The sequence below is a fragment of the Stenotrophomonas sp. STEN029 genome, assembly GCF_056760015.1.
This window is the reverse complement of record NZ_JBRREC010000078.1, coordinates 1-25017: the sequence shown is the minus strand read 5'-3', so window position 1 is coordinate 25017 and position 25017 is coordinate 1. Positions and strand designations below refer to the sequence as shown.

General features: G+C 64.4%; 25 protein-coding genes. 21 read left to right on the top strand and 4 right to left on the bottom strand.

The annotated features are described in order from the left end of the window. Positions 1-131: 131 nt before the first annotated feature. Both ACVOLI_RS15815 and ACVOLI_RS15810 read right to left on the bottom strand, forming a co-directional pair. Positions 132-563: a CBS domain-containing protein gene (locus tag ACVOLI_RS15815; protein ID WP_481615143.1), complete on the bottom strand. Its 432-nt coding sequence runs from the start codon at positions 561-563 to the stop codon at positions 132-134. A gap of 568 nt (positions 564-1131) precedes the next feature. Then, positions 1132-1977 (bottom strand): universal stress protein, encoded by an 846-nt coding sequence (locus ACVOLI_RS15810; RefSeq protein WP_481615142.1) that lies wholly within the window; start codon positions 1975-1977, stop codon positions 1132-1134. A 151-nt stretch (positions 1978-2128) separates the two neighbouring features. On the opposite strand from ACVOLI_RS15810, the gene ACVOLI_RS15805 reads away from it, so the two are divergent. Beyond that, complete coding sequence (locus tag ACVOLI_RS15805) at positions 2129-2749, top strand: TetR/AcrR family transcriptional regulator (protein WP_481615141.1); 621 nt, start codon at positions 2129-2131, stop codon at positions 2747-2749. Positions 2750-2953: 204 nt separating this feature from the next. Beyond that, positions 2954-3280, top strand: coding sequence for a hypothetical protein (locus ACVOLI_RS15800; protein ID WP_282269085.1), 327 nt, complete (start codon positions 2954-2956; stop codon positions 3278-3280). A 17-nt stretch (positions 3281-3297) separates the two neighbouring features. Here the strand turns inward: ACVOLI_RS15800 and ACVOLI_RS15795 are convergent, their stop codons facing one another. After that, a complete protein-coding gene (locus tag ACVOLI_RS15795; RefSeq protein ID WP_481615140.1) occupies positions 3298-3702 on the bottom strand; it encodes a ribonucleotide reductase subunit alpha in 405 nt (134 codons plus the stop codon). 195 nt (positions 3703-3897) lie between these two features. Here ACVOLI_RS15795 and moaA point away from each other — a divergent pair, with 195 nt between their 5' ends. The 19 genes from moaA (at position 3898) to ACVOLI_RS15700 (ending at position 23524) form a co-directional block, all read left to right on the top strand. Beyond that, complete coding sequence (gene moaA, locus ACVOLI_RS15790; protein WP_481615139.1) at positions 3898-4878, top strand: GTP 3',8-cyclase MoaA; 981 nt, start codon at positions 3898-3900, stop codon at positions 4876-4878. 8 nt (positions 4879-4886) lie between these two features. Further along, positions 4887-5885, top strand: coding sequence for a bifunctional molybdenum cofactor biosynthesis protein MoaC/MoaB (moaCB, locus tag ACVOLI_RS15785; RefSeq protein WP_481615145.1), 999 nt, complete (start codon positions 4887-4889; stop codon positions 5883-5885). Continuing rightward, entirely contained in the window at positions 5882-7144 is a 1263-nt protein-coding gene (locus ACVOLI_RS15780) for a molybdopterin molybdotransferase MoeA (RefSeq protein ID WP_481615138.1), read from the top strand. Before moaCB ends, ACVOLI_RS15780 begins: the two co-directional genes overlap by 4 nt. Beyond that, positions 7141-7401: a MoaD/ThiS family protein gene (locus ACVOLI_RS15775; RefSeq protein ID WP_481615137.1), complete on the top strand. Its 261-nt coding sequence runs from the start codon at positions 7141-7143 to the stop codon at positions 7399-7401. Before ACVOLI_RS15780 ends, ACVOLI_RS15775 begins: the two co-directional genes overlap by 4 nt. Before the next feature lies 1 nt (position 7402). After that, positions 7403-7903, top strand: a complete 501-nt coding sequence (locus ACVOLI_RS15770) for a molybdenum cofactor biosynthesis protein MoaE (RefSeq protein ID WP_481615136.1) — start codon at positions 7403-7405, stop codon at positions 7901-7903. Next, positions 7881-8450, top strand: a complete 570-nt coding sequence (mobA, locus tag ACVOLI_RS15765) for a molybdenum cofactor guanylyltransferase (protein WP_481615135.1) — start codon at positions 7881-7883, stop codon at positions 8448-8450. The genes ACVOLI_RS15770 and mobA overlap by 23 nt, the downstream gene beginning before the upstream one ends. Beyond that, a complete protein-coding gene (locus ACVOLI_RS15760) occupies positions 8447-8818 on the top strand; it encodes a DUF7009 family protein (protein WP_481615134.1) in 372 nt (123 codons plus the stop codon). Before mobA ends, ACVOLI_RS15760 begins: the two co-directional genes overlap by 4 nt. Before the next feature lie 148 nt (positions 8819-8966). Next, positions 8967-10385: a NarK family nitrate/nitrite MFS transporter gene (locus tag ACVOLI_RS15755; protein ID WP_481615133.1), complete on the top strand. Its 1419-nt coding sequence runs from the start codon at positions 8967-8969 to the stop codon at positions 10383-10385. A gap of 69 nt (positions 10386-10454) precedes the next feature. Further along, positions 10455-14210, top strand: a complete 3756-nt coding sequence (locus ACVOLI_RS15750; RefSeq protein WP_481615132.1) for a nitrate reductase subunit alpha — start codon at positions 10455-10457, stop codon at positions 14208-14210. Beyond that, complete coding sequence (gene narH, locus ACVOLI_RS15745) at positions 14210-15754, top strand: nitrate reductase subunit beta (protein ID WP_197606674.1); 1545 nt, start codon at positions 14210-14212, stop codon at positions 15752-15754. Before ACVOLI_RS15750 ends, narH begins: the two co-directional genes overlap by 1 nt. Further along, a complete protein-coding gene (gene narJ / locus ACVOLI_RS15740; RefSeq protein ID WP_481615131.1) occupies positions 15751-16431 on the top strand; it encodes a nitrate reductase molybdenum cofactor assembly chaperone in 681 nt (226 codons plus the stop codon). The genes narH and narJ overlap by 4 nt, the downstream gene beginning before the upstream one ends. After that, complete coding sequence (gene narI / locus ACVOLI_RS15735; protein ID WP_004146540.1) at positions 16428-17132, top strand: respiratory nitrate reductase subunit gamma; 705 nt, start codon at positions 16428-16430, stop codon at positions 17130-17132. The genes narJ and narI overlap by 4 nt, the downstream gene beginning before the upstream one ends. Positions 17133-17135: 3 nt before the next feature. Continuing rightward, on the top strand, positions 17136-18026 hold the full coding sequence (locus ACVOLI_RS15730) for a peptidylprolyl isomerase (protein WP_481615130.1): 891 nt from the start codon (positions 17136-17138) through the stop codon (positions 18024-18026). A 23-nt stretch (positions 18027-18049) separates the two neighbouring features. Further along, positions 18050-19381 carry an MFS transporter gene (locus ACVOLI_RS15725; RefSeq protein ID WP_296248926.1) on the top strand — a complete coding sequence of 444 codons (1332 nt, stop codon included), beginning with the start codon at positions 18050-18052 and terminating at the stop codon, positions 19379-19381. A gap of 44 nt (positions 19382-19425) precedes the next feature. Further along, positions 19426-20637 (top strand): coproporphyrinogen III oxidase, encoded by a 1212-nt coding sequence (locus tag ACVOLI_RS15720; RefSeq protein ID WP_481615129.1) that lies wholly within the window; start codon positions 19426-19428, stop codon positions 20635-20637. Between the two features lie 7 nt (positions 20638-20644). Beyond that, positions 20645-21421, top strand: coding sequence for a helix-turn-helix domain-containing protein (locus tag ACVOLI_RS15715; protein ID WP_135965914.1), 777 nt, complete (start codon positions 20645-20647; stop codon positions 21419-21421). 21 nt (positions 21422-21442) lie between these two features. Next, on the top strand, positions 21443-22183 hold the full coding sequence (gene modA / locus ACVOLI_RS15710) for a molybdate ABC transporter substrate-binding protein (RefSeq protein ID WP_481615128.1): 741 nt from the start codon (positions 21443-21445) through the stop codon (positions 22181-22183). Positions 22184-22185: 2 nt separating this feature from the next. Then, complete coding sequence (modB, locus tag ACVOLI_RS15705) at positions 22186-22869, top strand: molybdate ABC transporter permease subunit (protein ID WP_481615144.1); 684 nt, start codon at positions 22186-22188, stop codon at positions 22867-22869. Beyond that, positions 22859-23524 (top strand): sulfate/molybdate ABC transporter ATP-binding protein, encoded by a 666-nt coding sequence (locus ACVOLI_RS15700; protein WP_481615127.1) that lies wholly within the window; start codon positions 22859-22861, stop codon positions 23522-23524. Before modB ends, ACVOLI_RS15700 begins: the two co-directional genes overlap by 11 nt. A gap of 9 nt (positions 23525-23533) precedes the next feature. On the opposite strand, the gene ACVOLI_RS15695 is transcribed toward ACVOLI_RS15700, so the two are convergent. Beyond that, entirely contained in the window at positions 23534-24742 is a 1209-nt protein-coding gene (locus ACVOLI_RS15695) for an NnrS family protein (RefSeq protein WP_481615126.1), read from the bottom strand. Positions 24743-25017: the final 275 nt, after the last annotated feature.

The following is a 25017-nucleotide window of genomic DNA, read 5'->3' as shown; positions in this document are numbered from 1 at the left end:
CGGCGGGGCGGGTGGCCTTATGCACCCCAAACCGGGGCCCGTGTGGGGTTTCCACAAGAAACCCCCCGCTGACCCCGGTTTGCTCCTGACCCCGGTTTGCTCCCACAGGCTCAGCTCGAACAAAGGGGTGCTCAGTGTGCGGCGGTGTAGATGTCCTGCAGCACTGCTTTCTCGAGTTCCAGTTCGCTGAGCAGGTTCTTGACGATATCGCCAAGGCTGAGGATGCCGACCAGCTTCGAACCTTCGGTCACCATCAGGTGGCGGTGGCGCGAGTAGGTCATCAATGCCATGGCCTGCTTGAGGCTTGCCTCGGGTGCGATACCTTCCAATCCGGTCGAGGGAAGGGTGGAGATGACGCGGCGTCCTGCCTGTGGGCCATCATCGGCCAGGGTGCGCACGATGTCTTTCTCGGAAATGATGTTTACCGGTGCGTCGTCTTTCATCACCACCAGCGCGGCGATCTTGTTCGCGCTCATCTTGTGCGCGGCGGCGCCGATGGTGTCTTCCACATCGATGGTGACTACGGTCTGTTTCTTGGACTGCAGGAGTTCGCGGACGTTCATTGATGTTTCCTGTTGCAGGTTACTCAAACGGGATAGTTCGCCTTGCTACCTGTGTGGTGGTAGCGGTACTGCCGCGATGTCCTCGGCACTTTCGATTCTACGAGTGGAAAAGCCGCGATGTATTTGCGTATTTGAGACGGTTTGTCGCGGATTTACGGCTGATTCATTCCGTGTTCGTTTAGGCAGAAAGGTTACGTATGACACTGTGCGGGCGTTGTTCTCTTGTGCGTCCGGCGGTGCGCTTCCGCGACATGATCTGGGCATGTTGATGTAGCCAGTCGCGTGTGGTGGCGCAGCGCGGATACAGGCATTGGTGCGCTTTCAAAATGCGCTTTCGCTACTCCATCGTCATCTGCAAAAAGCCGGGAGGCGGGGCTCTACCGCCTCCCGGCGCGGACGTCATCGCGACATTCGCGCAGTCCAAGGGACTGCAGGACTCCACGGTCGGGGGAGAGACCGGGAGGCATCCCCGCTGAAGGAGAGTCAGCAGGAGATTGGTTTGGCCTGACGCACCCGCTTGATCGTGTGCGCCCAGCTGTTGTTCGATGCAGTGACGTGATCGTTGCAGCTACTGTGAAACGAACAGCGGGACTGGAACCTCCGCAAGCAGGGTCCGGGTCACACCGCCGAACAGCGCTTCACTGAGTTTTGGGCGGCTATACGCACCAAACACCACCATATCGCACTGCGCGTCCTGTGCATGCGCAACGATCACCTCGGCGATGGGAACACCTGCGGAGGTGACGCGCTGTAGATCAACTCTCACGTGATGGCGGGCGAGATAGGCGGCCATGTCGGCGCCCGGTTCGTCGCCGTGCAACTCGGCGTTGCGTTCGGCATCGATGATCAGCAAGCTGACTTCCTCGGCCTTGATGAGCATCGGCATCGCATCGGCAATGGCGCGGCGTGATTGCCGGCTGCCGTTCCATGCGACCAGTACCTTCCTCCCGATGGGTTTATCCGCCCAGTCACGCGGCACGATCAGGATGGGTATGCCGGATTGCTGCAGGATCTGCGGCGCGGACCAGGTCAGTGGTGAGGCCGGGATGTTCGGGTGGCTGACCACCAGCAGGTCGCAGTACAGGGCGTGGAGAGAGGACTCACTGCTGGATTCTGCATGCGAGATCACCCGCAGCTCGCCACTCACGGCGTGACGACTCAAGGCATCGTTCAAGTGCTGTCCGAGTTGAAGCGCACGCGCGGCCATCACCGACTGGTGGCGGAGGATCACTTCGTGCAGTGCCTCACCCTTGGCAAAACCTGCCTGCAGGGTGGCTGGTTGCTGGGCCAGTGCGGTGATGCCGATCAGATGCGAGGTATGGCCGCCGGCAAGCCGGCTTGCCGTATCCAGGATCTGTTGACCGGATTCGCTGGCGTCGAACAGCACTGCAATGTCTTTCAGCAGGGTGGTCATGGGCATGCTCCGTTGTGCTCGGCTTGGTGGCGGGGTGGCCAACCAGGCGTCCAACCAGAATTAGAATGATCGTTCTAGTTAGAATGATCGTACTACAGTGCATGTCCGCGGTCATGCATCAATCCGATCCAGACATCTCCAGGTTCACTTCATGAATGCGAGTAGCGGCGTTCCGATGGGACAGGAAAAGGGCGAGGCGCGCCGCCAGCAGGTGCTGGACGCGGCCAGCGCCTGTTTCCGGCGCAATGGCTTCCACGGCACCAGCATCGCCAAGATCTCGAAAGCGGCCGGGATGAGCCCGGGGCACATCTACCACTACTTCGAGAACAAGGAAGCCATCGTCGAGGCCATCGCCAAGCGTGAGGAGCAGAACCTCTCCGAGCTGGCCCGCAAGCTGCAGGAAGACGAGAGCGGCGGCAGCTTGGCAACCCGCGTCGCGCGGCAGACCAGCGATTCGGTGGACCGCTGCCTGGACCCGGCCTACCTTGAACTGCAACTGGAGCTGGCCGCCGAAGCCGCACGCAACCCGGCCATCCGCCGCATCCTGCGCCAATCGGACAAGGTGGTGACCGGCGAGTTCATGGCGCTGTCCAATCGGGTCGGCCTGCCAGCGGGGATGGACTCGGCCGAGGTGGAGCTGCGGATGAACATGATCTCGGCGATCTTCAACGGCGTGATGGTGCGCGGTGCGGTGGGGGCGGAGGTCGACCGAGAACAGGTAAGCCGTCTGGTCGAGAAGCTGGTGCGCTGCCTGCTGGAAGATGCGGATTGAAGATGCGTGACGAGGTGCTGCAGACGAGCGCTGCCCATGAACCTGGCGGAGCGACATCCAGAGGGCCTGCTGTGTGCGAGCTCGGCGAGCCGGATAATCGCGCAGGGCGATAGCATCCAATGCAAGGATTGCCAGCGGATTTGACCCGGCCGCTTGGCGGGTGCAAGCTCGGATACAGTGCTGCGCAACTCAGGAGTTCCGATCATGACTGCTGTCGGTTCGATGAGTACCCCGGGCGACAAGTCGCCGCCCTCGCATTTGTGGCGTGTGTTCTGGCTGCAGGGGGTGATCCCCAGCAATCTGTTATGGGCCGCCGCGCTATGGGCGCTGATGCAAGGCAGGACCAGCCTGCTGCTCGGGCTGTTCGCCGTATTGCTGCTCTACACCGGTTGGATCATCCCCACGGTGTGGCGGGCCGCGCCCAGCGCACACAACCCCAACTATGGCTTGGCCGCACGCGGCCTCACCGTGGCGTGGGGGCTGAATACCGTGCTGGTGATCTTCTTCCTGTTGCTGCAGCTTGCGACCTGAGCGGGTCAAGCTGGTTGCTAGTAGAACTGCACCGGCGCGCCGTCGCGGTCAAACGCGGCGAAGCGGCTGATCTGGCCGTCGTTGACGGCATTGACCATCAGTCGCAGCGGTTGTGCGGCTTCATCGCTGGAGGGAGCAATACCGGCACGTCCGTCCAGCGAGGCGACGAACACCAGGTCCCAGGCCAGGCCGGTGTTGGCCGACTCGGCAGCCAGCGCAGCGAACGAGGCGACGTCCTGCGGCGCCTTGTCCACGCACAGCACCGGGCTCAGGGTGCCGCCTTCACCGCTGTCATGGCGCGCATGTTGATCAGCGGTTGGGGATTCAGGCAGGTCGGCTTTGACGAAGACGAACAACAGGCGTTGTGGCTCGGTCTGCTCCAGTGCGGCACGCAACAGGTCGTCGAAATCACTCAGCATCATGGTCGTTTTCACAAGGAGGAAGCCATCGAGTGGTCATGCTGCCACAGCTGGGTCGGGTCCGGCGGAGGTCCGGATTGATTTAAGTCATGCCATCGACGTAATGCCCCGCGTAGGCTGGCAGCCTGTCAACAGAGGCGAGGGCATCCCGGCATGCCGGGCGAGCGTGCAAACGTGGAGTCAGAAGGTGAAACAGCCATGAGCCAACTCACCGACGGCTTCGGTCGCAGCTTTCCATACCTGCGTCTGTCGCTGACCGAGGCCTGCAACTTCCGTTGCAGCTATTGCCTGCCCGATGGCTACCAGGCCGATGGCCGCCCGCAGTTCCTGGCGGTGGACGAGATCGAGCGGCTGGTGCGCGGGTTTGCCGCACTGGGCATGCACAAGATCCGCCTGACCGGCGGTGAGCCCAGCCTGCGCAAGGACCTGCAGCAGATCATCGCCACCGTGGCGAAGGTGCCGGGCATCCGCAAGGTGGCCATCACCACCAACGGCTGCCTGCTGCCACGGCACCTGCCGGGCTGGCACCGCGCTGGCCTGACAGCACTGAACGTCAGCATGGACAGCCTGCAGCGCGAGCGCTTCCATGCCATCACCGGCCACGACCGCCTGCCCGAGATCATGCAGGGCCTCAACCTGGCGCAGGCCCTGGGCCTGCAGTCGATCAAGCTCAATGCGGTGCTGCTGCGCGGCCTCAACGATGACGAGCTGCCGGCGTGGATGGAATTCCTGCGCGAGCGCCCGATCAGCGTGCGTTTCATCGAGCTGATGCGCACCGGCGACAACCGCGAGTATTACGAGCGCCATCACCTGCGTGCCGATGTGATCATCGAACAGCTGCTGGCTGCCGGTTGGAGTGAGCGCAAGCGCGCTGCCGATGCCGGCCCGGCACGTGAGTTCAGCCATCCCGAGCATCGCGGTAGCGTTGGCATTATCGCCCCGTATTCGAAGGACTTCTGCAAAGGCTGCAACCGCCTGCGGGTCACCGCACGCGGCGACCTGCGCCTGTGCCTGTTCGGCGACTTCGGCGTGGCGCTGCGCCCGCTGTTGCAGTCCGATGATGACCAGGACGCGCTGCTGGCGCGCATCACCACCCAGCTTGGGCTCAAGGCAGCCGGGCATGGATTGCACTTCGGCCAGACCGGGCTTACCCCGCATCTGGCCTCGATTGGAGGATGAAACAAGTAATGAGTGGGCAGATAAGTGCGGCATTCCACATGGCCGATGTACGCGACAAACGCATCACCCGTCGCCGCGCGGTGGCGGTAGGTGAGCTGATCGCCGGGCCGATTGCCTACCCGTTGATCGTCGAGCGGCGGCTGCCCAAGGGCGATGCGCTGGTAATGGCTGAGATTGCCGGCCTGCAAGGGGCCAAGATGGCCTCGGCATTGATGCCGATGTGCCATCCGCTGCCGTTGGAGCTGGTGCGGGTGTACTGCGCGCCGGTGCCGGAACGGCAGGCGATCCGGGTCTGGTGCGAGTGCGCCAGCGAAGCGCGTACCGGCGTGGAGATGGAGGCCCTGGCCGGCGTCAATGCAGCCCTGCTGACCTTGTACGACCTGAGCAAGCCGGTCGAGCCGGCACTGGAAATCAGTGGTATCCGCCTGCTGTTCAAGGAAGGCGGCAAGAGTGGCGTGTGGACGCACCCGCAAGGCATGGATGCGGGCGAACTTGAACGTTTCCGGCCGCGTCCGCCCAAGACCTTGGGCGCGGCGCGCTGCGCGGTGATCACTCTCAGTGACCGCGCAAGCCGCGGCGATTACGTCGACGAGTCGGGGCCGGTGCTGGTTCAGGGCCTGCAGGCCTTGGGCGGCGATGTGGTCAGCAGTGAAGTATTGGCGGACGGCATCGAGCCACTGGTCGCGCGCCTGCGCGCGCTGGCTGCGGACGGTGTGCGCCTCTGCCTGTGCACTGGCGGTACTGGCCTGGGCCCGCGTGATCTGACGCCCGAGGCCTTGCAGGCATTGGCTGGACGCCCGGTGCCCGGACTGGCGCAGATGCTGCGCGGGCTCAGTGCCCAGCACACGCCGATGGCCTGGTTGAGCCGCGCTGAAGTGGTGCAACTGGATGATCTGCTGGTCATCGCCCTGCCAGGAAGTCCACGTGCCGCCGCGCAATGCATGAATATCCTCATCCCTGTGCTCGGCCATGCCTTGGCGATGATGGATGGGGGCTCGCACGCATGATCAGTTATGCGCAGGCGCTGCAGCAGTTGCTGATGGCTGCACCGGCAGCGCGCAGCGAACAGGTATCCATCGATGCTGCCGCTGATCGGATACTGGCCGCACCGGTAAACAGCGCGCAGGACCTGCCGCCGTTCGACAACGCCGCGATGGATGGCTTCGCGCTGTGCGCGAACGGGCAACCGGTGCAAGCGGGTACCGTACTGCAGGTGCAGGGTTGGCAGGCTGCAGGCGATACCGCTGCTGCGGACGGTGATTCCGCGCAGGCCTGGGAAATCATGACCGGCGCACGCATGCCGTCCGGGTTGGACAGCGTCGTGCCGATTGAACAGGTCGAGGTGCTGGAGGCCGTGGATGGGCGTCCCACCCGCGTGCGCCTGCAGGCAACGGTAAAGCCCGGTCAGCACGTTCGCCTGCGCGGTCAGGACGTGGAATTGGGCGAAACCGTGCTGGCTGCGGGAGCGCTGCTGGACGTCAATGCGATGACCTTGCTGCATGCACTCGGCGTTGCCAACGTGCAGGTACAGCACCAGCCGCAGGTTGCGGTGATCAGTACCGGCAAGGAGCTGATCAGCGATGCGACCGCGGAACTACAGTCTGGACAGATACGCGACAGCAATCGCCCGTTCCTGGTCAGCCGGCTGCGTGCTGCGGGTGCTGATGTGGTCTGGAACGGCGTGGTCAGTGATGACGTTGCCGCCTTTGATGCCGCGCTGGATGCGGCCTTGGCCGCGGGTGCACGTGTGGTATTGAGCACCGGCGCGGTGTCGCAGGGGCGCTACGATTTCATTCCCGATGCGCTGCGCGCGCGTGGCGCCGAGATCATCTTCCACAAAGTCGCGATTCGCCCGGGCAAGCCGCTGCTGTACGCGCGCCTTGCCGACGGCGCCTTGTACTTCGGCCTGCCGGGAAACCCGATTTCCGCTGCGGTTGGGCTGCGCTTCTTCGTTGAGCCGGTGCTACGAAAGATGCTGGGTCTGGCCGAAGAGGCCGTTCTGCAGCTGCCATTGCAGGCCGACGTGCGCAAGCCGCCGGGCCTGCGTTTCCATGCGCGCGCACGCGTGCAGGCCGATGCCAGCGGACAGTTGCGAGTGAGCGTGCTGGCCGGGCAGGAATCATTCCGCCTCAAGACCATGCTGCGCGCCAATGCGTGGGTGGTGCTGGAGGGTGACGACGATCTGGCCACGGCCGGCAGTCTGGTACGTGTACAGGGCTGGGGCCACCGCGAGCCGGTGCAGCTCGGCCCGCAGGAGATGTCATGAAAGAGATGGTAGTGCAGCTGTTTGGCGCATTTTCGGAGCTGGACCCGCAGCGCGAAATCCGCGTGCCGGTCGAAGGCGGGCAGGTCATCGACCTGCGCAGGGCGTTGCGCGCGCTACTGCAACAGCGTTTCCCGCAGTTCCGGGCTGGCCTGGTCGATTACTCGGCCTTTGCCGATGAACAACGCGTATTGCGCGACAACGATGTGCTGCCCGGCGATGGCCGCGTTGCCATCCTGCCGCCTGTAAGCGGAGGCTGAAATGACTTTCGAAAGTGTTTGGAAGGTGGTGGACCGTGCCGACGCGGCGATTGATCCAGCGGAAGGTATCGCCGCCGTGTCCGATCCGGGCTTTGGTGGCATCGATGTCTTCATCGGCAAGGTGCGTGATCTGAACCAGGGCAGGCCGGTGTTGGGTATCACCTATGACTTGTTCGAGCCGCTGGTCTTGAACGAGTTCCAGCGGCAGATTGACGAAATCACCGCCGACTTCGGCCCCCGCATCAAGCTCTATGTGGCGCATGCCAAGGGTCGGCTGGCGGTAGGCGACGTCGCCGTGGTCGTCGCAGCGGGCAGTCCGCACCGTGACGAAGCCTTCCGTGCCTGCCGGCAGTTGATCGAAGGGGTGAAGCACCGCTCGCCGATCTGGAAGCAGGAGCATTACCAGAATGGCGACAGCGAGTGGAGTGAGGGCTGCAGCCTGTGCCAACCCGACACCGAGCACGCGCATATCGACGGGCATGTCCACGACCACTCGCATTGAACCAGCGCCGGTCGCCGGCATCGTGCTGGCCGGCGGGCTGTCCAGCCGCATGGGTCAGGACAAGGCACTGTTGCAGTGGCGCGGACGGACCTTGCTTGAACACAGCTGTGCTTTGCTCAGTGCAGTCGGTGCCCAGCCTGTGAAGGTGAGTGGCGATTATCCGGGCTTTGATTCGGTGCCCGATGCGGTGCCGCGTTGCGGCCCGCTGGGTGGCCTTTACAGCGTAGTGCAAACCCTGGCCGATGGACCGGCATGGGTGGTGCCGGTCGATATGCCGCTGCTGGATGTGACATTGCTGCGACAGCTGCGCGAGGCAGGCACGGCGCCTTGTGTGACGTATTCAGAAGAACCCGTGCCAATGTACTTGAACATCGACGGCACTTGCCGCAGTCTGCTGTTTGAAATGGTCACGGGTACAGACGGACCACGCTCGCTACGGATGTTCCAACGCCGCCTTGGTGGTCTGGAACTGCCGCTGCCAGCCGGTGCCGAAGCCCGCCTTGTGAACTGCAATACCCCCCGCCAATGGGAGGAAGTTGCGTCATGAAAGTCCAGATCCAGTCGCAGTCGCTACGGTTGCGCATTGATGAAAGCGAGCTGGCACGGCTGCTCGCTGGCGAGGTGCTGGAGAACCAGACCTGGCTTGGCACGCCCGGAGCCCTGTCGCAGCGCTTGCAGCTGCATGACACGGCGGAGGCGCTGCTGGATGGTGATACCCACGCATTGACGATCAGGCTGCCGCGTGAAGACGTGCTGGCGCTGCAGGCACGTTTACCGTGCCGTGACGGTTTGAGCTTCGTGCTGCCAACGCAGGCACGGCCGCTACAGCTCCAGTTCGATGTGGATGTGCGTGACAGCGTGCGCCAACGCGGCGTGCAGCGCCGCAGTTCGTCCGACGCCGTAAGCATCAGTTGATATTTGTCAGGTAAGTGGCGCGAGAGCGCCATTGGATTGATCAAGATCAAGACTGCCCCAGGGGGCGCCGGGCCTAATGACGCCGTGGCGACTGGGCAAGCAACCGCACAGCAAGCCAGCGCCGTACCACACAGCCTTGGAGCGATGCATGAGTGCCAGTCGCGATGTCGTAAAGCAGAGCAATGCCGGACCCGGTCGCGTCATCAGCGATTGGAGGCCCGAGGATTCCGATTACTGGGAACGCACCGGCAAGAAGGTCGCCACCCGCAACCTGGTGATATCGATTCCGGCGCTGTTGCTGGCGTTCTCGGTGTGGGTGCTGTTCTCGGCAGTGACCATCAGCCTGCCCAAGATCGGTTTCGCCTTCACCACTGACCAGCTGTTCTGGCTGGTGGCCCTGCCCAGCCTGTCCGGCGCAACGTTGCGCATCTTCTACTCCTTCGTCATCCCGATCTTCGGCGGCCGCCGCTGGACCGCGTTGTCGACCGCATCCTTGCTGTTGCCAACCTTGTGGCTGGGCTTCGCGGTGCAGAACCCGGCCACGCCGTACTGGGTATTCGTGTTGATCGCCATCCTGTGTGGTTTCGGCGGCGCGAACTTCTCCTCGTCGATGTCCAACATCTCGTTCTTCTATCCCAAGCAGCGCCAGGGCATGGCGCTGGGTTTGAATGCAGGGCTGGGCAATGTCGGCGTATCGGTATCGCAGGCGGTGGTGCCGCTGGTGATCAGCGTTGGCGTGTTTGGCGCCATGGGCGGCGCACCGCAGGCAGTGGCCGACGGCGGCGCCCCCTTGTTCGTGCAGAACGCCGGTTTCATCTGGGTACCGTTCATCGCCTTCTTCGCGATCGCCGCCTGGTTCGGCATGAATGACCTGACCAGCGCCCGCTCCTCGTTTTCCGAGCAGGCGGTGATCTTCCGCCGCAAGCACAACTGGCTGATGTGCTGGTTGTACATCGGCACCTTCGGTTCCTACATCGGCTTCTCCGCCGGCTTCCCGATGCTGGTCAAGAGCCAGTTCCCGGATGTGAATCCACTGGCCTATGCCTTCATCGGCCCGCTGCTGGGCGCGCTGATGCGCTCGGTGGGCGGCAGTATGGCCGACCGCTGGGGCGGCGCACGCCTGACCTTCTGGGTATTCGTGCTGATGATCGCAGCCGTCTTTGGCGTGCTGCACTTCCTGCCCAGCAATGGCCAGGGCGGCAACTTCTGCGGTTTCCTGCTGTCGTTCATGGCCTTGTTCGTGCTCAGCGGCATCGGCAACGGCACCACCTTCCGGATGATCCCGGTGATCTTCCGCACCCTGCACGAGCGCCTGTCGGCCAATGAGGGCGCCGAAGGCAAGAAGGCCGCGGCCCATCAGGCCAGCATCGAATCCGCCGCGGTTGTCGGCTTCTCCGGTGCCATCGGCGCCTACGGTGGCTTCTTCATTCCCAAGAGTTACGGCTCTTCCATCACCTTGACCGGCAGCCCGGATATGGCGCTGTACGGCTTCATTGCGTTCTACATCACCTGCCTGGCGGTTACCTGGTGGTGGTACTACCGGCGCGGGGCTGAAACCCCCTGCTGAGAAAGCAATGCACCGCAGCCAGATGCAACACACAGCCACGATGCAGCAGTTTGCGAACGGAGATTCACCATGAGCTATTTCCTTGATCGCTTGCAGTTCTTCAAGCGTGATCCACAACCCTTCGCCGATGGCCATGGGTTCAGCAAGAGCGAAGGGCGGGACTGGGAAAACAGTTATCGCGCCCGCTGGCAGTACGACAAGATCGTACGTTCCACCCACGGCGTGAACTGCACTGGCTCCTGCAGCTGGAAGATCTACGTCAAGAACGGCCTGGTCACCTGGGAAACCCAGCAGACCGACTACCCGCGTACCCGCCCGGACCTGCCCAATCACGAGCCACGTGGCTGCCCGCGTGGTGCCAGCTATTCCTGGTACCTGTACAGCGCCAACCGGCTCAAGTACCCGCTGATCCGCGGCACGCTGCTGCGCATGTGGCGGCAGGCCCGCAAGACCATGTCACCGGTCGAGGCCTGGGCCAGCATCGTGCAGGACCCGGCCAAGCCGCGCGAGTACAAGCGTCGCCGTGGCATGGGCGGTTTCGTGCGCCTGAACTGGGACGAGGCCAACGAGATCATCGCCGCCTCCAACCTCTACACCACCAAGGAATACGGCCCGGACCGCATCGTTGGCTTCTCGCCGATTCCGGCGATGTCGATGGTGTCCTACGCCGCCGGCGCGCGCTATCTGTCGCTGCTCGGTGGCGCCTGTCTGTCGTTCTACGACTGGTACTGCGATCTGCCGCCGGCCTCGCCGCAGGTATGGGGCGAGCAGACCGACGTGCCGGAATCGGCCGACTGGTACAACAGCCGCTACATCATCGCCTGGGGCTCGAACGTGCCGCAGACGCGTACGCCTGATGCGCACTTCTTCACCGAGGCGCGATACAACGGCACAAAGACGGTGGCGATCTGTCCCGACTACTCGGAGCTGGCCAAGCTCACCGACCATTGGCTGCATCCCAAGCAGGGTACCGATGCCGCGCTGGCATTCGCCTTCGGCCACGTGATCCTGCGCGAGTTCCACGTCGATACGCCCTCGCAATACTTCCAGGACTACTGCCGCCAGTACTCGGACATGCCAATGCTGGTGCGCATCGAGCGCCGTGCCGATGGCCGTCTGGTGCCGGGTCACTTCCTGCGCGCCAGTGAGCTGGGCGGTCTTGGTGAAAGCAATAACCCGGAATGGAAGACACTGGCGTTCGACGAGAACAGCGGTGATATCACCGTGCCGAATGGCTCGGTCGGCTTCCGTTGGGGCGAGAAGGGCAAGTGGAACATCGAGGAAAAGGCCAGCGATGGCCATGACACGCGCCTGCGCCTGAGTCTGGCCGACATCCACGACGGCATCGAGGCGGTGAGCTTCCCGTATTTCGGTGGCATCGAGAGCGACGGCTGGACCGCGGCACCGGCCGAAGAAGTACTGGAGCGCAACATCCCGCTGCGCCGCCTGCAGTTGGCCGATGGCGACGAAGCATTGGTGGCCACGGTTTATGACTTGTTGCTGGCGCAGTACGGCGTTGATCGCGGCTTCGGCGGCGGCAATGTTGCCAAGAGTTTCGATGACAATGTGCCGGGCACTCCCGCGTGGCAGGAGCGCATCACCGGCGTGTCACGCGCCGAGGTGATCGAGATCGCCCGTGAGTTCGCCCGCACCGCCGACAAGACCCATGGTCGGAGCATGATCATCGTCGGCGCCGGCATGAACCACTGGTTCCACAACGACATGAACTACCGCGGCCTGATCAACATGCTGGTCATGTGCGGCTGCGTGGGCCAGACCGGTGGTGGCTGGGCGCACTACGTGGGCCAGGAAAAGCTGCGCCCGCAGACCGGCTGGCAGCCGCTGGCCTTCGGTCTGGACTGGAGCCGCCCGCCGCGGCAGATGAACGGCACCTCGTTCTTCTACTTCAATACCGGGCAGTGGCGTTACGAGAAGCTGCAGGTCGACGAACTGCTGTCGCCGCTGGCCGATGCCTCCAAGTACAGCGGCAGCCTGGCCGACCTCAACCTGCGCGCAGTGCGCATGGGCTGGTTGCCGAGTGCACCGCAGCTGGACCGCAATCCGCTGCAGCTGGTGCGCGAAGCCGAGCAGGCTGGCGTCGCACCGGCCGACTACGCGCTGTCCAAGTTCAAGGACGGCTCGCTGGACTTCGCCTTCGCCGATCCGGATGCCGCGCAGAACCACCCGCGCATGATGTTCATCTGGCGCTCCAACCTGCTTGGTTCTTCCGGCAAGGGTCACGAGTACATGCTGCGGCATCTGCTCGGCACGCGCCACGGCCTGCAGGGCAAGGACCTGGGCGAGATGGGCGCGGTCAAGCCCGAGGACGTGAAATGGCGTGACGAAGCACCGGAAGGCAAGCTCGACCTGCTGGTGACGCTGGACTTCCGCATGTGCACCACCGCGCTGTACTCGGACATCGTGCTGCCGACCGCCACCTGGTACGAGAAGGACGACCTCAACACCTCGGACATGCACCCCTTCATCCATCCGCTGTCCAAGGCGGTGGACCCGGCCTGGGAATCGCGCAGCGACTGGGAAATCTTCAAGGGCGTCGCACGCACGCTCAGCGACATGGCGCCGGGCGTGCTCGGCGTCGAGAAGGACCTGGTGCTGGTGCCAACCCTGCACGACACGCCCAACGAACTGGGCATGCCGTTCGGCGTCGCCGATTGGAAGAAGGGCCAATGCGAGGCCATTCCCGGCAAGACCATGCCGAGCATGGCGGTGGTCGAGCGCGACTATCCCAACCTCTACCGCAAGTTCACCTCGCTGGGCCCGTTGCTGGACAAGCTTGGCAACGGCGGCAAGGGCATGAGCTGGGATACCAAGCACGAGGTGGAATTCCTCGGCAAGCTCAACCACACCGTGCTGGACGAAGGCATCAGCCAGGGCCGGCCGGCGATCGATACCGCCATCGACGCCTGCGAAGTGATCCTGCACCTGGCGCCGGAAACCAATGGCCATGTCGCGGTCAAGGCCTGGGAATCGCTGGGCACCTTCACCGGCCGCGAGCATACGCATCTGGCGGTGGGCAAGGAACACGAGGCGATCCGCTTCCGTGACATCCAGGCACAGCCGCGCAAGATCATTTCCTCGCCGATCTGGTCCGGGCTGGAAGACGACAACGTCAGCTACAACGCCGGCTACACCAATGTGCATGAGCTGATTCCGTGGCGCACCGTCACCGGCCGCCAGCAGTTCTACCAGGACCACGAGTGGATGATCGACTTCGGTGAGGCCTTCATGAGCTACCGGCCGCCGGTCAACACACGCACGGTGGAGCCGCTGCTCAACAAGCGCCAGAACGGCAACAAGGAGATCGTTCTGAACTGGATTACCCCGCACCAGAAGTGGGGCATCCACAGCACCTACAGCGACAACCTGATCATGCAGACCCTGTCGCGTGGCGGTCCCATCGTCTGGTTGAGCGAGGACGATGCACGCAATGCCGGCATCGAGGACAACGACTGGATCGAGCTGTTCAACGTCAATGGCGCGATTGCCGCGCGTGCGGTGGTCAGCCAGCGCGTGATGCCGGGCATGGCGATGATGTACCACGCCCAGGAACGCATCATCAACGTGCCGGGTTCGGAGATCTCCGGCACCCGCGGCGGCATCCACAACTCGGTGACCCGCATCGTGCTCAAGCCCACCCACATGATCGGCGGCTACGCGCAGCTGGCCTGGGGCTTCAACTACTACGGTACCTGCGGTACCAACCGCGATGAGTTCGTGATCGTGCGCAAGATGGACAAGATCGATTGGCTGGATGACGAGCAATCAAACTCGAATGCCTCGGGCGCCGCACGGGAGGTGGTGTGATGAAAGTACGTGCCCAGATTGCGATGGTGTTGAACCTGGACAAGTGCATCGGCTGCCATACCTGCTCGATCACCTGCAAGAACGTGTGGACCTCGCGCGAAGGCGTGGAGTACGCCTGGTTCAACAACGTCGAGACCAAGCCCGGCATCGGCTACCCCAAGGAATGGGAGAACCAGGAGAAGTGGAACGGCGGTTGGGTGCGCAATGGCAGCGGCAAGCTGGTGCCGCGCGCCGGTGGCCGCTGGCGGATGCTGGCCAAGATTTTCTCCAACCCCGACCTGCCGCAGATCGACGACTACTACGAGCCGTTCGACTTCGATTACCAGCACCTGCATGACGCGCCCGAGCTGAAGCACCAGCCGACCGCGCGTCCGCGCTCGCTGCTGACCGGCCAGCGCATGGAGAAGATCGAGTGGGGCCCGAACTGGGAGGAAATCCTCGGCAGCGAGTTCTCCAAGCGATCACGCGATTACAACTTCGACAAGGTGCAGAAGGAGATCTACGGCGCCTTCGAGAAGACCTTCATGATGTACCTGCCGCGGCTGTGCGAGCACTGCCTCAACCCGGCCTGCGTCTCGGCGTGCCCCTCCGGCGCGATCTACAAGCGCGAGGAAGACGGCATCGTGCTGATCGACCAGGACAAGTGCCGTGGTTGGCGCATGTGCGTGTCGGCCTGCCCGTACAAGAAGATCTATTACAACTGGAAGAGCGGCAAGTCCGAGAAGTGCATCTTCTGCTACCCGCGTATCGAGATGGGCGAGCCCACCGTGTGTTCGGAAACCTGTGTGGGCCGCATCCGCTACCTGGGGGTGATGCTGTACGACGCCGACCGCATTGCCGAGGCCGCATCGGTAGCGGCGGAGAAGGACCTGTACCAGTCGCACCTGGACATCTTCCTGGACCCGTTCGACCCGGCGGTGATCGCCGCCGCGCGTGCCGAGGGCATTCCCGACAGCTGGCTGGAATCGGCCAAGCAGTCGCCGGTCTACAAGCTGGCCATCGACTGGAAGCTGGCGCTGCCGCTGCACCCGGAATACCGAACCTTGCCGATGGTCTGGTACGTACCACCGTTGTCGCCGATCCAGTCGGCGGCAGAGCGTGGCCATGTTGGCATGAGCGGCGAACTGCCGGATATCGCCTCGCTGCGCATCCCGGTGCGTTACCTGGCCAACCTGCTGACCGCCGGTGACGAAGCGCCGGTGATCCGCGCACTCGAGCGTTTGATGGCGATGCGTGCCTGGCGCCGCGCCAAGAACGTGGATGGCGTGGAAGACATGCGCGTGCTCGAGCAGGTGGGGCTGACCCCGAGGCAGGTGGAGGAGATGTACCGCTACCTGGCCATCGCCAACTACGAGGATCGCTTCGTCATCCCGACCGCGCACCGCGAGTACGCCAACGACGCCTTCGGCGAACGTGGCGGTTGCGGCTTCACCTTCGGCAATGGCTGCAATGGCGACAGCCCGGCCGATCTGTTCACCCAGCGCAAGAGCACCACCTTCGCGGTGCATCCCAACCGCCAGCACCGGCATGAGGTGGTGAAATGAGTGTGCTCAAGCTGATTGGCGTGTTGCTGGACTATCCGCGTGACGAGCTTTGGCAGCATGGCGAGGAGCTGCTTGAGGCCTGCGATGATCCGGCGTTGTCGCCGGCCCGTCGCAGGCAGTTGCAGACCTTCGTCCGTGACCTGCTTGCCAGCGACCCGCTGGACGCGCAGGACCGCTGGCTGGCCACCTTCGACCGTGGCCGCTCGATGAGCCTGCTGGTGTTCGAACACATCCACGGCGAGTCGCGTGATCGTGGCCAAGCCATGGTCGACCTGATCGATGCCTATCGCAAGAACGGCTTCGAGCTGGATGCGCGCGAGCTGCCGGACTATCTGCCGCTGCTGCTGGAATACCTCTCGCACCGGCCGCAGGCCGAGGCCAAGGACTGGCTGCACCATATCGGCCACATCGCCGGCATGCTCGCCGCACGCGCCGCCGAGCGGCAGCTGCCGCATGCGGTGCTGCTGGAAATCCTGGTCGAGGCGGGCGAGGGCAAGGTCAACCTGGCCGTGCTGCGGCAGCGGGCCAGCGAAGAAGTGCGCGACGACACCGTCGAAGCCATGGACCGCCTGTGGGAAGAGGAAGCGGTGCGCTTTGGCGCCGATGCACCTTCGCAGGATTGCGATCCACCCCATCGTTCACCGGCACGCGCGCAGCCGCGGGAGATCCAGCCATGAATTACCTCAATCAGTTCGCCTTCCAGTTCTATCCCTACATCGCGGTGGCGGTGCTGTTGATCGGCAGCTGGGCGCGCTATGACAAGGCCATGTACAGCTGGCGTACCGGCTCCACCCAGTTGCTGTCCGACCGCGGCATGCGCTTTGGCAGCAACTGCTTCCACATCGGCATCATCGCCATCCTCGGCGGCCACTTCGTCGGCCTGCTGACCCCGCATGCGCTGTACGAACCCTTCATCACTTCCTCGCAGAAGCAGTTGCTGGCGATGGTGGTCGGTGGCTTCTTCGGTGCGCTGTGCTTCGTCGGCATCACCATCCTGCTGGTGCGGCGCCTGACCAATGCGCGGGTGCGCGCGATCGGCAGCTTCGGTGACACGCTGGTGCTGGTGCTGCTGTTCGCCCAGCTCTGCCTTGGCCTGTACAGCATCAAGGTCTCCGCCGGCCATCTCGATGGCGGGGTGATGGTGATGCTGGCCGAGTGGGCGCAGCACATCGTCACCTTCCGTGCCGGTGCGGCCGACTACGTCGAAGGCGTGCATTGGGTCTACAAGGCGCACATCTTCCTCGGCCTGACGCTGGTGTTGATCGCCCCGTTCACCCGCCTGGTGCATGTGTGGAGCGTGCCGATCAGCTACCTGTGGCGCCCGTACCAGGTGGTGCGTCGTCGCCAGGCCACGCTGCGCTACGGTCCGCGGGAGTAAGCCATGGGCAGCCTGCCACGCATTCTCCCGATCACCGTCATCGACTCGCAGACACCGGTGCCGGCCGAGGCCGGCCACCATCACGACGCCGATGATGGTCCGCGTAGTCTGGGCCAACCGGCGCCGTGCAGCCTGTACGTGCAGGACACGCCGATCAGCGAGGCTGACATCGCCCGCGAGATGCAATACCACCGGGCGATGCGCCCGGAGCAGTCACGTGCCGATGCGGCGCGTGCGCTGGTGGTACGCGAGCTGCTGCGGCTGGAAGCCGAGCGGTTGGGCCTGGCCGATGCCCCCGGCGTCGGCCAGGAGACCAGCGAGGAAGCGCGCATCCAGCAACTGATCGAGCAGACGCTGGAAGACCGGGTGCCCAGTGAGGACGACTGCCAGCGTTATTTCGCGCAGAACCCCGAGCGCTTCCGCTCGCCCGACCGTATCCGTGTGCGGCACATCCTGCTGGCGGCACCGGCCGACGATATCGCCGGCCGGCTGAAGGCACGCACCCAGGCCGAGAAGCTGATCGCTGAACTGTTGGAGCAGCCGCATCTGTTCGCCGATCTGGCCGCGCGTCACTCGCAATGCCCGTCCAGCAGCGAAGGCGGCGATCTTGGCTGGCTGCAACGCGGCCAGACCACGCCCGAGTTTGACCGCCAGGTATTCCGCCTGCGGCAGGGCCTGGCGGGCTTCCCGGTGGAATCGCGCTGGGGCTATCACGTGGTCAGCATCGATGCGCTGGAGGCCGGTACAGCGCTCACTTTCGAGCAGGTGCAGCCACAGATCAGCGACTACCTCGAATTGCAGGTGCGCCAGCGTGACGTGCAGCAGTTCCTGCTCGAACTGCGCGAACGCTACCCGGTGCGTGGGCTGGAAGACATCGAAGCACAAGCTGAGTAAGACGCAATCCCCCAGGAGCGGCAATGAGCCAGAATTTGCAGAACATCAGCAGCGGCGAGCAACAACGCGCGCTATGGCTGAGTACCTTCGCCTTCACCGTGTGTTTCGCGGTGTGGATGATCTTCGCCATCATCGGCATACAGATCAGCGAGCAGCTGGGCCTGAATGACACCCAGTTCGGCCTGTTGATCGCCACCCCGGTGCTGACCGGCTCGGTGATCCGCGTCTTCCTCGGCATCTGGTCTGATCAGTTCGGTGGCCGCAAGGTGATGACCCTGGTGATGCTGTGCGGTGCAGTCGCGACCTGGCTGCTGACCTATGCACAGACCTACCCGCAGTTCCTGTTGGCGGCGTTGTTCGTCGGCATCGCCGGCGGCAACTTCTCGGTCGGCGTCACCTATGTGTCCAAGTGGTTCCCGCCGGAGAAGCAGGGCACCGCCCTGGGGATCTTCGGTGCCGGCAACATCGGCTCGGCGGTCACCAAGCTGCTGGCGCCGCTGGTGATGGTGGCCTCGGGCTGGATGATGGTGGCCAAGCTGTGGGCTGTCGGTCTGGCGGTGACCGCCATCCTGTTCTATCTGTTCAGCAAGGAAGATCCCTCGCTGGAAGACCGGCGCCGCAGCGGCGTCAAGCCGATGTCCTTCGCCGAGCAGATGGCGCCGTTGAAGAACCTGCAGGTGTGGCGCTTCTCGCTGTACTACTTCTTCGTGTTCGGCGGCTTCGTCGCGCTGGCACTGTGGCTGCCGCACTACCTGGTCGGCGCCTACGGCATGGACGTGGGCACGGCCGGCGTGCTGGCGGCGTGTTACTCGATCCCGGCCAGCCTGTTCCGGGTGGTGGGCGGCTGGATGTCAGACCGCATCGGTGCGCGCCGGGTGATGTACTGGACGCTGGGCGTGTCGGTGATCTGTACCTTCATCCTGGCCTATCCGGATACCCGCTACATCGTGCAGGGCATACACGGCGAGATCAGCTTCCACCTGGCGATCAGCGTGACACTGTTCACCGTGCTGGTGTTCGTGCTCGGCTTCTTCATGTCGCTGGGCAAGGCTGCGGTCTACAAGCACATCCCGGTCTACTACCCTCAGCACGTGGGCTCGGTGGGCGGCGTGGTCGGCATGATCGGTGGCCTCGGTGGCTTCATCCTGCCCATCGTGTTTGGTGCCTTGAATGATGCGCTCGGCATCTGGAGCAGCTGCTTCATGCTGCTGTTCGTACTGGTCAGCATCGCGCTGGCGTGGATGCACTTCGCCATCCGTCGGATGGAGCGTCGCAACTTCCCGCAGCTGGATCGTGAGACCGACCTGCCCGAAGCCATCGATGCCGCCGCCGCGGAGAAACAGCGGCGGGCTTGATCCAGATCAGTGAAACCCGGCGGTCGCTGCGCGAGGATGCTTGCATGTCAGTAGAGACCGCCGGGATGGATGACGCCACATTGCATGTTGCATTGCTGCAGCAACCCGCGCACGTGTTGTTCCCGGCGCCGGCGGAGCTGAGCCCCGGCTTCGCCGAGGCGGGCTGGCGTGCGGCCATGCAGGCCAGCAACGAGCATCTGATTCCACGCGCCTTGACGCTGGGTTTCTGCGCACCCCCACATGAGCTGGAGCGCGCCGAAAACGTGCTGGACGCGCTGCTGGTATGCCTGCGCCTGCATGCCAGGATGCTGGCCAGCGACCGCGAAGTGGCGGCGATGGTGCTGCAGCCCGGCATCGTCGAGCACCTGCCGCCCGCCCTGCTGGGCCGCCTGTTGGACGCGGTGCCGGAGCAGCTGTGCACCATCGCCCGGCCGCAGGTGGAAGTGCGGCTGGATGCGGCCAGCGATGTCGCACCGGCTGCATTGCGCGAGGTCGGCTGTACCCGGATGACGGTGATCGACCATGCCGGCGTCGATGGCCCGGCGATGCTGGCGCAAGCCCAGCAGACCGGCTTCACCGCGTGTTACTACCAGCTGCGCGTGCCGTGCTACGCCGATGTGTCGTTCCTGCAGCGGCTGCAACGTGTGCTGGAGCTGGCGCCCGAACGCATCATCCTGCCGTCGCCTGCCTTGCTGCCCGAGTACCCGTTGCCAACGGACTGGCTGCAGGCATGGCGGCTGCTGCGTGCGGCCGGCTACCTGCCGCTGGGCGGTGACCACTACCAGCGGGTGGACCTGCCAATGCCGCTGCGCAACGGTGATGGCCAGCGTCATTGCGACCTGCTCGGGGTACCGCGGCGCGAGCGCCATGACCTGCTCGGCATCGGCGTGGGCGCCTGCAGCCAGATAGGCGATGTCATCTGCCGTATCGAGCCGGAGCCGCGCAACTGGCGCGCCTGCCTGGTGGTTGGGCAGCCGGGGATATCCTCCGGGCTTATTCTTTCCGAGCATGAACGCATGACCGATGAGGTGGTGCAGAGCCTGGCCTGTGACCACGCGCTGGACATGCGTGCGTTTGAATGGCGCAACGCGCAGCCGTTCGACGCCTGTTTCGAGCACGCATGGGAGCGCGTCGCCATGTTCATCGAACGCGGCTGGCTGCGCCGTGACGGCGACATGCTGTTGATCCAGAACGAAGGTGAGCTGCTGTGGCGTATGATCGCAGCGTGCTTCCGCCCCTTGGCCGCTGTTGCTTGAAAACGGAATGACGTCACCTACACCCCCACCGCGCGGGCCCCTGGGAACCGCGACGCCGAATCCAGCCGCTGCCGGCGACGGTGACGCGCTGCATTTCTGCACGACCTGTGCGTTCTCCGATGCCTGCAGCTCGCAGGGCTATGACAAGACCGCGCTGAACGAGCTGCATGTGATGGTCGACCACGTTGGGCCGTACCACGCCGGTGACTACATCTTCCGCGCGGGTGAACCCTTCGATGCAATCGCTGCGGTGCGCGCCGGCATGGTCAAGACCTTTGTCGACGACAGCCTCGGCAACGAACAGGTGCTGGGCTTCGCCTTGCCTGGCGAAGTGATCGGCCTGAACGCCATCCACGGATCGCGCTATCCCTGCAATGCGGTGGCGCTGGATACCGTGCATCTGTGCCGTATCTCGTTTCCGCGCATCAGCATGCTGGCCAGCCGCATGCCCGGCTTGCAGGCCAAGCTGTTCAGCCTGCTCAGCGCCGAGATCGGCAAGGCAGCGCTGTTGGCGGCCAATTACCGTACCGAGGAGCGCATGGCCGCGTTCCTGCTGGATATCTCCAGCCGCTACGCGCGGCGTGGCTTCTCGGCACACCGCTTCAACCTGACCATGACCCGCACCGAGATCGCCAACTACCTGCGCATGGCGCCGGAAACCGCCAGCCGGGTGTTGCGGCGCTTGAGCGACGAAGAAGTCATCGCGGTGAAGCAGCGCGAGATCATCCTGCTGCAACCGGAGCGTCTGGCCTTGATGGCGGCCACCGATGACGCAAGCGAATGATGCCGAACCGAGGATGCATGCATGAACAAGCTGTGGGCGTTGTTGTTGCTGGCTGCCGCGCTGCCGGCGGGCGCGGCTGAACTGACAGTCTCCGCGGCTTCCAGCCTGACTGAAAGCTTTCGCGAGATTTCCGCTGCGTATGAGAAGGCGAACCCGGGGACGAAGGTCGATCTGAACTTCGCTGCCTCCGGCACCTTGCTGCAGCAGATCGCACGCGGCGCGCCGGTCGACGTGCTGGCCTCGGCTGACCAGGCCACGATGGCGCAGGCCAATACCGAAGGTCTTATTGATCCAACGACACAGAACGTATTCGCACAGAACAGCCTGTGGGTGGTGGTGCCGCCGCAGGCCAGCAACAAGCCGACCACATTGGCGGCGCTGGCCAAGGCCGATGTGAAGCGCGTTGCCATCGGCAATCCCGACAGCGTACCGGTTGGGCGCTATGCACGCGGTGCGCTGCAGCAGGCCGGTGTGTGGCCGGCAGTGCAGGCCAAGATGATCAGCACCCAGAACGTGCGCCAGTCACTGGACTATGTGGCACGTGGTGAAGTGGATGCAGGCTTCGTTTACGCCACCGATGCGCAGGCGATGAGCGAGCGCGTGCAGCGCGCCTTCCAGGTGCCGGTTGCCGGTGGTATCGCGTATCCGTTGGCGATGGTGAAGACCAGCCGCAATGCCGCCGAAGCAAAGCGCTTCATCGCCTTCGTGCGCTCGGCGCAGGGCCAGGCCATCCTGCACAGGCACGGCTTCGGCAGTCCTTGATGGTGGATCTGGACTGGAGCGCGCTGTGGTTGTCGTTGAAGGTGGCCGGCTGGGCGACCGCGATCAACCTCGTGCTCGGTGTCGGATTTGGTGCCTTGCTGGCGCGGCGGCGCTTTCCCGGCCGTGAGTTGCTGGACACGATATTCACCCTGCCGATGGTGTTGCCGCCAACCGTGCTCGGCTATTACCTGCTGGTGCTGATCGGCAGCAAGGGCCCGATCGGCGCATGGCTGGATAGCAGCTTCGGCATCAATCTTGTGTTTACCTGGCAGGCAGCGGTGATCGCTGCCGCAGTCGCGTCGTTTCCGTTGGTGTTCAAGCCGGCGCGTGCGGCCTTCGAGGATGTGGATGGGCAGCTGGAGCAGGCCGCGCGTACTTTGGGTGTATCCGAGCTGGCGCTGTTCTTCCGTGTGACCTTGCCGCTGGCATGGCGCGGCATTCTTGCCGGCCTGCTGCTGGCGTTCGCCCGCGCGATGGGCGAGTTCGGCGCCACCATCATGGTCGCCGGCAGCATTCCCGGCCGCACCCAGACCTTGTCCATCGCCATCTACGAGGCGGTGCAGGCCGGCAATGACGGTCGCGCCAACGCCTTGGTGCTGCTGTCCTCGCTGGTCTGCATCAGCGTGCTGCTGCTTGCCGCACGATTGGTCGGGCGGCGGCAGGAGGGGGCACGCAATGTGGCTTGAGCTGGATATCCAACGCAAGCTGCAGGCTGCGGGGCAGCAGTTCCAATTGCAGGCGGCCTTGTGTTGCACCCAGCCCAACGTGGTGTTGTTCGGCCCGTCTGGTGCTGGCAAGAGTCTGACCTTGAAGGCGGTAGCCGGTCTGTTGCAACCGGATGCCGGTGTGATCCGCATGCATGGGCAGGCTCTGTTTGATGCGGCGGCAGGTATCAACCTGTCACCGCAGCGGCGCCGCATCGGCTATGTGTTCCAGGACTACGCCTTGTTCCCGCATTTGACGGTGCGGCAGAACGTGGGCTTCGGCCTGCAGCAGGGTCTGTTGAACCCGTCGCGCGCTCGCCGCGTCGATGCGGTGGAGCAATGGCTGCAGGCATTCCGCATCGATCACCTCGGGGACCTGCTGCCGTCGCAGATCTCCGGCGGCCAACGTCAGCGCACCGCCTTGGCACGGGCACTGGTGACCAAACCGCAGGCGCTGCTGCTGGATGAGCCGTTCGCTGCACTTGACCACGCCCTGCGTGCGCATCTGCGCCAGGAACTCGAAACGGTGCTGGACCAGACCGGCATTCCGCTGCTGCTGATCAGCCATGATCCGGAAGACGTGGACGTGTTCGGCCAGCAGGTGGTGCACCTGGCCGACGGCCGTGTGCAGGTCTGAGCATAGCGCTCAGTCCGGCTTTCCATCCGCGCGCGGGCGCCAGTAGATCCATCCCAACCGCAGCAGCCACGGCGCAAGCACCAGCAGCCAGCCAGCAGCGGCCACGGCATGCCAGCGCCAGGGATCGTCCAGCAGCGGAGCGAGGATGCGTAGCAGTGCAACCAGCTGCAGGCCGAGCAGGGCGATCCAGGCGACCATCGGCATCACCAGCGCACGCCCGGAATGACCCTGGGTCACACGTGTGACCATCGCCACCAACAAGCTCCCAAACAAACCAATCGCCAAGGCATGCAGCGGTGCGCGTTCCAGCCAACCCGCGTGGCCGGCGAGCGCGGCGATGTCCTGCAGCAGATACAACAGCATCGCCAACGGCCACCACGCCAGCCCGTAAAACAGCACGCTCAACAGCGGCGGCTTGGGACCGCGCGGCCACCAGCGCCACAGCGAGTACAACGACAGCAGCAGCAAGCCGGCGTCGGCCAGCAGCGTGACCAGCGGCAGCAGCAGCGATTCGCCGAGCAGGTGCAGCAGGCACAGCGCCCACAGGATCGCCAGCCATTGCGGTGGCCGCCACGCCTGGTAACCCGGCACCACATTGCCGGCGAAGAACGGAAACATGCGATGGGCGACGCTGGCGTAGATCGGCAGCAACAGTGCGAAGGTGCCGATCGACACGCTCAGTGCCTGCCAGCGGACATCGCCGCCTGCGGCAGCGATGGCGAAGCAGAGCAGGCCTATCCAGCCCATCAGCAAGCCGGACCAGCACGACCACGCATGCCAGGTGCGGCCTTTCTCCTGCAGCAGCAAACTGCCGAGCTCGACCAGGGCGAGGGCCCAGCCCGACACCGCCAACAGCAGAGCCAGCCATACTCCCGGCTGCCAGCCGAGGCTGGCGGCCAGCAGCGCGATCTGCGCGCCGAACAGGCCGCCGCCAACGCCCGCGTACTGCCAGCGCGGCAGTGCTGGCAATCCCATCCAGCGCGGGAACACCGTCAGCAGGAAGCCGAAGATGAAACTGGGCAGCACCAGATACTGCATCCACAGCCCATGCAGCCAGGCCGGCGGCAAGCCGGGCGCGGGCAGGGGAGTGCCAAGCTGCAACCCGCCCAGCCACAGCGCCCACCAGCCCATCGCCAGGCCGAGGTTGCAGGCACCAATGAAGAACAGCAGCCGGTGCGGCGCGTTGAACAGCGGCAGGTTGGTAGTGGGCGTGTTCACGCGGCGAGTATCCGCCCGTCCTTCGCCGCCGGTACTGACCAATATCAAGCCGTGCCGGGTGGCGCCGGCAAGGGCAGGAAGAAGCCGCAGCGGATATCGCCGGATTGATGGCCGGCCGTAGCCCGGGTAAGCGCAGCGCACCCGGGGGCTGGCGCGGTATGTGAAGGATGGCCAGTCCGGTCTTCCCCCGGGCGCGGCCCGTACCCCCGCGACGGTTATGTAGTGGGGGGGACAAGAGGGGGACCCCCGGCACCGCGCGGGGCGCAGATAGGGAA